At 66.8% G+C, this 10,148-nt stretch carries 12 protein-coding genes and 1 pseudogene; 11 read left to right on the forward strand and 2 right to left on the reverse strand.

The window, feature by feature from the left end; all coding sequences use genetic code 11:
* Positions 1-59: 59 nt before the first annotated feature.
* The 7 genes from OOT46_RS22290 to fliR all read left to right on the forward strand — a co-directional run bounded on the left by OOT46_RS22290 (position 60) and on the right by fliR (position 4,578).
* Positions 60-647, forward strand: coding sequence for a flagellar basal body-associated FliL family protein (locus OOT46_RS22290; protein WP_265405825.1), 588 nt, complete (start codon positions 60-62; stop codon positions 645-647).
* Positions 648-682: 35 nt separating this feature from the next.
* Positions 683-1,687 carry a flagellar motor switch protein FliM gene (fliM, locus tag OOT46_RS22295; RefSeq protein WP_265405826.1) on the forward strand — a complete coding sequence of 335 codons (1,005 nt, stop codon included), beginning with the start codon at positions 683-685 and terminating at the stop codon, positions 1,685-1,687.
* Positions 1,677-2,126, forward strand: coding sequence for a flagellar motor switch protein FliN (fliN, locus tag OOT46_RS22300; RefSeq protein WP_265405827.1), 450 nt, complete (start codon positions 1,677-1,679; stop codon positions 2,124-2,126). Before fliM ends, fliN begins: the two co-directional genes overlap by 11 nt.
* Before the next feature lie 159 nt (positions 2,127-2,285).
* Entirely contained in the window at positions 2,286-2,636 is a 351-nt protein-coding gene (locus OOT46_RS22305; RefSeq protein WP_265405828.1) for a FliO/MopB family protein, read from the forward strand.
* A complete protein-coding gene (fliP, locus tag OOT46_RS22310) occupies positions 2,636-3,445 on the forward strand; it encodes a flagellar type III secretion system pore protein FliP (RefSeq protein WP_265405829.1) in 810 nt (269 codons plus the stop codon). The genes OOT46_RS22305 and fliP overlap by 1 nt, the downstream gene beginning before the upstream one ends.
* 46 nt (positions 3,446-3,491) lie before the next feature.
* Positions 3,492-3,761 carry a flagellar biosynthesis protein FliQ gene (fliQ, locus tag OOT46_RS22315; protein WP_265405830.1) on the forward strand — a complete coding sequence of 90 codons (270 nt, stop codon included), beginning with the start codon at positions 3,492-3,494 and terminating at the stop codon, positions 3,759-3,761.
* A 55-nt stretch (positions 3,762-3,816) separates the two neighbouring features.
* Positions 3,817-4,578: a flagellar biosynthetic protein FliR gene (fliR, locus tag OOT46_RS22320; protein ID WP_265405831.1), complete on the forward strand. Its 762-nt coding sequence runs from the start codon at positions 3,817-3,819 to the stop codon at positions 4,576-4,578.
* A 22-nt stretch (positions 4,579-4,600) separates the two neighbouring features.
* Here fliR and OOT46_RS22325 read toward each other — a convergent pair whose 3' ends face one another.
* Positions 4,601-5,230, reverse strand: coding sequence for a response regulator transcription factor (locus OOT46_RS22325; protein ID WP_265405832.1), 630 nt, complete (start codon positions 5,228-5,230; stop codon positions 4,601-4,603).
* On the reverse strand, positions 5,227-6,390 hold the full coding sequence (locus OOT46_RS22330) for a response regulator (protein ID WP_265405833.1): 1,164 nt from the start codon (positions 6,388-6,390) through the stop codon (positions 5,227-5,229). The genes OOT46_RS22325 and OOT46_RS22330 overlap by 4 nt, the downstream gene beginning before the upstream one ends.
* A 177-nt stretch (positions 6,391-6,567) precedes the next feature.
* Here OOT46_RS22330 and OOT46_RS22335 point away from each other — a divergent pair, with 177 nt between their 5' ends.
* From OOT46_RS22335 to OOT46_RS22350, 4 genes and pseudogenes are all read left to right on the forward strand, one after another.
* Complete coding sequence (locus OOT46_RS22335) at positions 6,568-7,020, forward strand: hypothetical protein (RefSeq protein WP_265405834.1); 453 nt, start codon at positions 6,568-6,570, stop codon at positions 7,018-7,020.
* 44 nt (positions 7,021-7,064) lie between these two features.
* A complete protein-coding gene (locus OOT46_RS22340; protein ID WP_265405835.1) occupies positions 7,065-7,427 on the forward strand; it encodes a response regulator in 363 nt (120 codons plus the stop codon).
* A 41-nt stretch (positions 7,428-7,468) separates the two neighbouring features.
* Positions 7,469-9,630: pseudogene (locus OOT46_RS22345) on the forward strand (chemotaxis protein CheA).
* 22 nt (positions 9,631-9,652) lie between these two features.
* Entirely contained in the window at positions 9,653-10,108 is a 456-nt protein-coding gene (locus OOT46_RS22350; RefSeq protein WP_265405836.1) for a chemotaxis protein CheW, read from the forward strand.
* Positions 10,109-10,148 lie beyond the last annotated feature (40 nt).

Raw genomic sequence — 10,148 nt, forward strand, 5'->3', positions numbered from 1 at the left:
GCTTCCGACCGGGGCCGCGGCTCGAATAATCCCTGCACAGCCAGTTCTCAGGAAACCCCATGTCCGCCGCCGCAACCGCCGACGCCAGCGCCCCTAAAAAGAGCCCCAAGAAGCTGATCCTCGGCATCGTCGCCGGCGTGGTCGTGCTGCTGGTGGCCGCCGCGGTGGCGCTGATGATGATGAAAAAGAGCGGCGCCGAAGAGGACGCCGAGGAAGACACCCACGCCGAGCAGGAGCACAAGCCGAAAAAGGCCAGCGGCCCGCCCGTGTTCCTGCCGCTGGACCCCTTCACGGTGAACCTGGCCGACAAGGACAGCGAACGGTATGCCCAGGTCGGCATCACCCTGGAAGTCGACTCGCCCGAGTCGGCCGAGGAACTGAAGGGCTACATGCCTGCCATCCGCAACAACGTGCTGATGGTGCTGTCGCACAAGACCGCCGAGGAACTGCTGGATCGCAGCGGCAAGGAAAAGCTGGCGGCCGAGATCATGCGCGAGGCGGTGCGCCCGATGGGGATCGAGCTCGACGACGAGAACGCCGAGGCCGACGAAGAGGACACGCCCAAACCCAAGAAGAAGAAAAAGAAGAAGAAGACGGTCCACAACCCGGTGCACCAGGTGCTTTTCTCGAACTTCATCATCCAGTGAGCCCCACGGCCTGAACTCCGTCGGGAAACAGCACGATGAACCAGCAGATCCTCTCGCAAGACGAAGTCGATGCCCTCCTGCAGGGCATCACCGGCGAAAGCCAGAAGCTCGAGCAGGAAGAAGTCCAGGTCGGCGGCATCCGCAACTACGACATCGCGAGCCAGGAACGTATCGTTCGCGGCCGCATGCCGACGATGGAGATCATCAATGAGCGCTTCGCCCGCAACATCCGCGTCGGCCTGTTCAACCTGATCCGCAAGAGCCCCGAGATCTCGGTCGGCGCCATCAAGGTGCAGAAGTACAGCGCCTTCCTGCGCGAGATCGTCGTGCCGACCAACTTCAACATCGTCTCGGTGCGCCCGCTGCGCGGCTCGGGGCTGATCGTCTGCGACCCGACCCTGGTATTCGCCGTGATCGACGCGCTGTTCGGGGGCAACGGCAAGTTCCACACCCGCATCGAAGGGCGTGACTTTTCACCGACCGAGCAGCGCATCATCAACCGCCTGGTCGAGGTCATCAGCGAGGAATACAAAAAGGCCTGGCGCGGCATCTACCCGCTGGAACTGGAATACCAGCGCTCGGAGATGCAGCCGCAGTTCGCCAACGTCGCCACGCCCAGCGAGATCGTGGTCGCCACGTCCTTCACGCTGGAGATCGGCGAAGCCTCCGGCACCATCCATTTCTGCGTGCCCTACGCGACCTACGAGCCGATCCGCGACGTGCTGTATTCCACGGTCCAGGGCGACTCGGTGGGCTCCGACCGCCGCTGGGTCAAGCTGCTGACCAAGGAAATCCAGGCCGCCGAGGTGGAGCTGGTGGCCGAGCTGGGCCATGCGCCGGCCACGGTGGAGGAACTGCTCGCGCTGAAGGCCGGCGACTTCATCGAGCTGGACCTGGAGCAGATCATCGAAGCCAAGATCGACGGCGTGCCGGTGTTCGACTGCCACTACGGCACGTCCAACGGCAAGTACGCCATCAAGATCGACCAAATGTTGACCGGCCAGGACTTCGGCTGGTTGGGAGAATCTCATGCCTCTTGAATCCCAAGACCCGTCGACCGACGAACAAGATGCCATGGCCGCCGAGTGGGAGGCGGCGCTCGCCCAGCAGAGTTCGTCCTCCAGCCAGCCGCAGGTGATCGATGCCCCCGCCGAGCAGGTGGCGCCGGCCTCCTTCACCAACTTCTCGCCGACCGGGCCGTCCACGGCGGGCAACGACATCAACATGATCCTGGACATCCCGGTGCAGCTCACCGTGGAGCTGGGACGCACCCGGATTCCGATCAAGCACATCCTGCAGCTGGCCCAGGGCTCGGTGATCGAGCTCGACGCGCTGGCCGGCGAGCCGATGGACGTGCTGGTCAACGGCTACCTGATCGCACAGGGCGAGGTGGTGGTGGTGAACGACAAGTTCGGTATCCGCCTGACCGACATCGTGACGCCCTCGGAGCGCATGCGCCGCCTCAGCCGCGGCATGTGACGCAGATCACGGCGCGTTCGGCGTGAGCAGCAACAAGGGGGCCTTTGGCCCCCTTGTTCGTGGCATCGCCGAAGCCGGGGATCCGCACAATCCTCTTCAGTTCTGAGGCTTCGTGCCGAGCCCCCTTTCCGCCACTTCCGACCTGCTCCATCGCCTGCCATGCCGTCTGCCGGAACCTCCGCTCTCTGGTTTCTCCTCATCATCGCGATGATCCCCGCCGCACTGTGGCTGCTCAAGCGCTCCCAGGCCGCCGGCCTGGGCGGCCTCGGCCATCAGCAGCTGACGCGGGTGCTGTCGATCACGGGGCTCGGCCCGCAGCAGCGGGTGGTGACCGTCGAGGTGGGCCAGGGCGACGAGCGCCGCTGGCTGGTGCTGGGCGTCACGGCCCAGTCCATCACCACGCTGCACACGATGGCGGCGCAGGAGCTGCCGCCCCCGGCAGCGCTGCAGATGCCCAAGTTGCCGCCGTCCTTTGCGGCCCTGCTGAACAAGGCCCGGGGAGACAAGTGATGAAACGCCCCGGTTTTTCCTGGCGCCAGGCGGCGCTGTTCGTCGGCGGCGCCGCGGCCACCCTGCTGTTGTGCCTGCCCGACCTGGCCTCCGCCCAGGCCGGGGCCCCGGCCCTGCCCGGCGCTCCGGGCGGCGGCGCCTCGCTGCCCCTGCTGGTCGGCCAGGGTGCCGGCGGCAACAGCTACTCGGTGCCGATCCAGACCCTGCTGTTCTTCACGGCACTCAGCTTCATCCCGGCGGTGCTGCTCCTGATGACCGGCTTCACACGCATCGTCATCGTGCTGTCGCTGCTGCGCCAGGCGCTGGGCACCCAGTCGGCCCCGCCGACCCAGGTGGTGATCGGCCTGTCGCTGTTCCTGACACTGTTCGTGATGGGGCCCACCATCGACCGCGTCTACACCGACGCCTACAAGCCCTACAGCGAGCAGCAGATCCCCTTCGACGAGGCGCTCAAGCGCGCCGAGGTGCCGGTGCGCGGCTTCATGCTGAAGCAGACCCGCGAGTCCGACTTCGCGCTGTTCGCCAAGCTGGCCAAGCTGGACCCCTCGGTCAAGGCCGAGACCGCGCCCTTCCGCGTGATCGTGCCGGCCTTCGTGACCAGCGAGCTGAAAAGCGCCTTTCAGATCGGCTTCATGATCTTCATCCCCTTCCTGATCATTGACATGATCGTCGCCAGCGTCCTGATGAGCCTGGGGATGATGATGTTGTCGCCGGTGCTGGTCGCCCTGCCCTTCAAGCTGATGCTGTTCGTGCTGGCCGACGGCTGGAACCTGCTGCTCGGCTCGCTGGCCGCCAGCTTCGCGACCTGAGGCGAGCGCCGCCTCCCGAGCCCAGACCCCACCCGAGGAGCCGACCATGAACGCTCAGGAAGTCTTCAGCTTCACGCAGCAGGGCATGTACCTGCTGCTGACCCTCTGCGCCCCGGTGCTGCTGACCGTGCTGGCCGTCGGCCTGATCGTCAGCATCATCCAGGCCGCCACCCAGATCCAGGAGCAGACCCTGGCCTTCGTGCCCAAGATGGTCGCCGCCGTCGCGGTGCTGGTGATCGCCGGCCCCTGGATGCTGACCACCCTGGTCGAGTTCATCCAGCGCACCATCACGTCGATCCCGTCCATGGTGCTGTGAGCCCGAGAGACGGAGCGATCACTGACTCGACGCCGAACCAGACCCCGGGACTGCCGTGCTGACCTTCAACGAAGCGCAGTTGATGGCGTGGATCACGCCCATCCTGTGGCCCTTCCTGCGCACCCTGGCGCTGTTCATGACGGCGCCGGTGCTGTCGATGCGGGCGACCCCGGCACGCGTCAAGGTCGGCCTGGCCTTTTTCATCGCGCTGGCGTCGCAGGTGTCCCTGCCCGCAGCGCCTGCGATCTCGCTGAATTCGGCCGAGCTGTTCGGCGCCATCGTCCAGCAGGTGCTGATCGGCCTGACCATCGGTTTTGCCGTGCGCATCGTCTTCGCCGGCATCGAATTCGCCGGCGAGCTCATCGGTCTGCAGATGGGCCTCGGCTTCGCGTCCTTCTTCGACCCGACCAGCGGCGGCCAGAGCAACGGCGTGAGCCGCATCTTCGGCACCACCGTCTCGTTGCTGTTCATCGTGATCAACGGCCATCTGGTGCTGATCTCGGCGGTGATCCAGAGCTTCCGGGCCTTTCCGGTCTCGGCCCACCCGATGGCCTTCATCCAGGCGGTGCAGGTTCACACCTGGGGCATCGAGATCTTCAAGCTGGCCCTGTGGATCGCCCTGCCCATCGTCGCGATGCTGCTGTTCGTCAACCTGGTGCTGGGCGTGATCTCGCGCGTGGCACAGCAGATGAACATCTTCGCGATCGGCTTCCCCGTCACGCTGAGCGTCGGCCTGATCGGCGTGGTCGTGACCCTGCCGCTGCTGGAACAGCCCTTCACCTTTGCGCTGGAGCGCATGCTGACGCACTTCCAGTAGCCGCCGGCGCCCCGCGGCCGGCTCAGACCAGGCCGTTGCGGATCGCGTAGACGGTGAGCTCGGAGTTGTTCGACAACCCCAGCTTCTCGAGCACCCGTGCCCGGTAGACCGAGACGGTCTTGGGGCTCAGGGTCAGCTCCTCGGCAATGTCCGAGAGCCGCTTGCCGGAGGCGATCATCACCAGGGTCTGCAGCTCGCGGTCGGACAGCCGCTCGTGAGCCGCCTCGGTGGTCGGCGCGGTCAGGCTCTCGACCAGCATCTGGGCCATGTCCGGCGTGACGTATTTGCGCCCCTGCGAGACCATGCGCACCGCGGCGACCAGCTGGGCCGGGTCGCCGCCCTTGTTGACATAGCCGTAGGCGCCGGCCTTCAGCGCCCGGATCGCGTACTGGTCCTCCGGATACATGGACACCACCAGCACCTTGACCGGCGAGCCCTCGTCCTTGAGCACATGCAGCACGTCCAGGCCGCTGCGGCCCGGCAGGTTGATGTCCAGCACCAGCACGTCGCATGCCTGCGTGCGCAGCAGGCTGCGCAATTCCCCGTAGTCGCCGGCTTCGCCCACTACATCGATGTCGGGCACGTCCGCGAGAGTGTCGCGGATGCCGCGCCGGATCAGGGCGTGGTCGTCGCACAGGATGACTTTGATCATAGATCTCCCCAGAACGTCGGGTCCTCGCCCGAGCGCGCCTCGGCATTGCCCGCATCATCGCCCGGCTCCCCGCTCTCGGTCAACGGCACCAGCAGGATCAGCGTCGTGCCCGAGGGCCCGCTGCTGAGGTCGACCCAGCCGCCCACCGTGCTGGCGCGCTCGTGCAGGCCACGGATGCCGAAGGAGCGGGCCTTGGCGAGGTCCTCGCTGCTGAGGCCGCGGCCGTTGTCGCTGACCTCCAGCGACAGCACGCCGCCGGCCAGGGTCAGGTCGACCTTGACCTGGGTGGCGTGGGCGTGCTTGGAGACGTTCGTCAGCGCCTCCTGGGCGGTGCGGTAGGCCACCAGCGGCACCCCGGCGGGCAGTTGCATCTGCTCGTGGCTGGAGTGGAAGGTGGTGGCGATGCCACTGCGTTTCTCGAAGGCGCCGGTCATCCACTGCAGCGCGGCCACCAGGCCCTGCTCCAGGATGGCCGGGCGCAGGTTGTGCATGATGCGCTTGCTGGCGTCCAGCGCGTGGCTGACCAGCTCCAGCGCGGAGTTGGCGCGCTGGAGCACCGCCTCGTCCCGGGAATGGCGGGCGATCCAGGCGATATCGAACTTCAGCGCGGTCAGCGAGCCGCCGACGTCGTCGTGCACCTCGCGGGCGATGGCCGCGCGCTCGGCCTCGACGCTGGTCTGCAGGTGCTGGGCCAGCTCGCGCAGGCGCTCCTTCGACTGCGCCAGCGCCGCGTCGGCCTGCTGCTTGGCACGCACCGCCTCCTGCGCCTCGATGGCGTGCAGGGTGGCCGGCGCCAGGCGGGCCAGGTTGTTCTTGAGCAGGTAATCGCTCGCGCCGTTGCGCATCGCCTCGACCGCGACGTCTTCGCCGATCTCGCCCGAGACGATGATGAAGGGGATCAGCCGGCCGCTGGCGCGCAGCATGTCCAGCGCCATCAGCCCGGAAAAGCCCGGCAGGTTGTAGTCCGACAGGATCACGTCCCAGGGCCGGCCCTCCAGCCCGCTGCGCAGCGCCGAGTCGAAATCGGCCGCGGTTTCGACCCGCACGGCCCGGATGTTGAGCCCGGCGCGCATCAGCTGGGTGATCATCAGCTCGTGATCCAGCTCGGAATCTTCGATGTGCAGAACCCGCAGTTCGCGGCTGAGGGAAGCAGGGTTCATGAGGCGCTTTCGCTGATTGGACGGCCGTTCTGCGCAAAAAGTCCTACAGACCGGGGCGGTGCGTGCCGAAGATGTGTGCGAATCCTTGCCCTTTTCGAGTCGATGGCGACCACCAAGTGTGCCCAAAATTCTACTGGGATAGCCACACAGGAGTCCTCATCGTGGAGACCCGTTTTGATGAACGAGACCACCCCGCCTGACGAAGCCAGCCCGATCCCGCTGCTGATGGCCGCCGACCTGCAGGACCACCTGATGACGGCCACCAACGACCTGGAACGGCTGCAGACGCTGCTCGCCGACGCTTGCGACGGGCTGATGCTGCGCTTTTCCACGGCGGTGGAACAGATGCAGGCCCTGATGGCGGCCGCCACCGACCATCGCATCGAGACCACCGAACTGACGCCGGTGATGCTGAACCTCGGGGCGGCCGTGACCTCGCTGCAGTTCCAGGACATGGCATCGCAGCTGATCGTGCACACCAACAAGCGCCTGCGCAACTGCGCCGACCAGATCGCGCGTGAAGCGATGGGCGAAGACGAGGACGGAGCCCCGGTGGTGGAGAGCGCCCCTCTCAACCCCAACCCAGTCACCCAGGCAGAGATGGACGCCGGCTCCATCGAGCTGTTCTAAAGATTTTCCGGCAACGTCCGAAATAGGCCAAAACGGAGATAGCTATGCATTCAATCCTTGCCGTAGACGACTCGGCATCGATGCGCCAGATGGTGTCCTTCACGCTGAAGAGCGCCGGCTACAACGTGGTCGAGGCGGTCGACGGTCAGGACGCCTTCGAGAAGGCGGGCAGCCGCGGCTTCGACCTCGTGCTGACCGACCAGAACATGCCCCGCATGGACGGCATCAGCCTGACCAAGAAGCTGCGTGAAAACCCGCAGTTCAAGGCCACGCCCATCCTGATCCTGACCACCGAGTCCAGCGACCAGATGAAGCAGGCCGGACGGGCTGCCGGCGCCACCGGCTGGCTGGTCAAGCCCTTCGACCCCAGCAAGCTGATCGAAGTCATCCAGAAAGTGATCCGCTGAGCCCGGCGGATCGACACGGACCCACGCATTAGGAGCACGCCATGGGCGAAATGACGTCCGAAGGCTCTCAACTGAGCGCCGGCATCGACCTGAGCCAGTTTTACCAGGTCTTTTTCGAAGAAGCCGGCGAGAACCTCGACCGCATGGAGCAGTTGCTGCTCGAACTCGACATCGAGGCCCCGGACGACGAGGAGCTCAACGCGATCTTCCGCTGCGCCCACTCGATCAAAGGGGGAGCGGCGACCTTCGGATTCTCCGACGTGGCCGAGCTGACGCACCAGATGGAGACGCTGCTGGACAAGCTGCGCCGCCATGAGCTGCAGCTGACCGCCCCGATGGTGGACGTGCTGCTGGCCTCCGGCGACTCGCTCAAGGCCCAGCTGGCGCGCCATCAGACCGGCGCCGGCGACGAGGTCGACACCACCGAGCTGCTGTTCAACATCCGCGCCATGGTGGCCGGTGAGGCGCCCCCGAAGGCCGCGCCCGCCCCCGTGGCCGCGCCGGCTGTGCAAGCGCCCGCTCCCGCCCCGGCGCCTGCCGCCGCGCCGACCGGACCGCGCACGCTGGAGCTGATCGTCGGCCCGCTGGCCGACCCGGCCCAGGCCAACAACCTGCTGGACCTGTTCAAGGAAATCGTCGACCTCGGCAGCATCGAGGCACTCGACGGTGGTGTGGCCGTCGAGGGCGTGCGCCGCTTCAAGGTCGTGACCAGCAGCAGCGAAAACGACCTGCTGGACCTGTTCACCTTCCACGTCTCACGCGAGCACGTGCGTTTCGCGCCCCTGGCCGATGCCGCACCGGCCGCCGCGAACAGCGCCGCCGCTGCCGCCGAGGATCCCGGCTACGGATTTTTCGACGACGCCCCTGGCGCCCCGGTGGTCCAGTCCAAGGACGCCGACCCCGGCTACGGCTTCTTCGAGAACTCGCCCGGCGCCCCTGCCAGCCACGTCACCTCCACCGACGGGTCCGCCACGTCGCAGCCCGTCAAGCCGGCGGCCAAGGCCGCCGCGAAGACCGAGGCCAAGGCCGGCGCCGCACTCGAGGCCGCGACCATCCGCGTGTCGGTCGAGAAGGTGGACCAGCTGATCAACCTGGTCGGCGAGCTCGTCATCACCCAGGCCATGCTGGCACAGAACAGCCGCGGCCTGGACCCGGTCGTGCACCAGCAGATGCTGGCCGGCCTGACCGACCTGGATCGCAACACTCGCGACCTTCAGGAAGCGGTGATGTCGATCCGCATGATCCCGATGGCGACGGTCTTCAACCGCTTCCCGCGCATGCTGCGCGACCTGGCGGCCAAGCTCGGCAAGAAGGTCGAGCTGGTAACCCAGGGCGAGGCGACCGAGCTGGACAAGGGCCTGGTCGAGAAGATCACCGACCCGCTGACCCACCTGGTGCGCAACTCCTGCGACCACGGCATCGAGCTCCCCGAGGAGCGCCTGGCCAAGGGCAAGCCCGAGGTCGGCACCATCACGCTGGCGGCCTCCCACCAGGGCGGCTCCATCGTGATCGAGGTACGCGACGACGGCCGCGGCCTGTCGCGCGAGAAGCTGCTGAAGAAGGCCCGCGAACGCGGCCTGCACGCACCCGACAGTCTGAGCGATCAGGAAGTCTGGGGCTTGATCTTCGAGCCGGGCTTCTCGACGGCCGACCAGGTCACCGACGTGTCCGGCCGAGGTGTCGGCATGGACGTGGTCAAGAAAAACATCGCGGCCCTCAACGGCACGGTCGAGATCGACTCGGCCGAGGGCTACGGCATGCGCGTCGCGGTGCGCCTGCCGCTGACGCTGGCCATCATGGACGGCATGAGCGTGGGCGTGGGCGAAGAGGTCTACATCCTGCCGTTGTCCTCGGTGGTCGAGAGCTTCCAGGTCGAGCCGGGCATGGTCAAGAGCATCGGCAACAGCGGCCGCGTGGTCGAGGTGCGCCAGGAGTACATGCCGGTCGTGGAGCTGGAGCAGGTCTTCCAGGTGCCCCGCTTCGACTTCGAGCACGTCAGCTCCATCATGGTGGTGGTCGAGGCCGAAGGCGGCCGGGTCGCCCTGCTGGTGGACGAGTTGCTGGGCCAGCAGCAGGTGGTGGTCAAGAACCTCGAGGCCAACTACCGCAAGGTCACGGACGTCTCGGGCGCCACCATCATGGGGACGGCCGCGTCGCTCTGATCCTGGACACCGGCAGCCTGGTGCGTCGCTCGCGCCACTGAAACTTCTAGCGAAGGAAACCACATGGCCACGATGGAACGCGCCGGCAGCAGCGCCGCAGGCGCCGCGCGCGAGTACCTGACCTTCCGCCTCGGCAACGAGGAGTACGGCATCGACATCCTCAAGGTGCAGGAGATCCGCGGCTACGAGGCGCCCACGCGCATCGCCAATGCCCCGGCCTTCATCAAGGGGGTGGTGAACCTGCGCGGCGTGATCGCGCCCATCGTCGACCTGCGCATGCGCTTCGGCTGCGCGAACGTCGACTACGGCGCGGTGACCGTGACGATCATCCTGAACGTGCGCAACCGCGTCGTCGGCGCGGTGGTCGATTCGGTCAGCGACGTGCTGGAGATCCCGGCGCAGGCCATCAAGCCGGCGCCCGAGATCCAGTCGGCGGTCGACGCGAGCTACATCCTCGGCCTGGGCCAGGTGGGCGAGCGCATGCTGATCCTGCTCGACATCGAGAGCCTGATCGCCTAGCCCGGAGCTGGGCCTGATCGAGACCCGACGACGTCGGCCT

Origin of the sequence: Aquabacterium sp. A7-Y (genome assembly GCF_026153205.1) — a bacterium.
GTDB lineage: Bacteria > Pseudomonadota > Gammaproteobacteria > Burkholderiales > Burkholderiaceae_C > Caldimonas.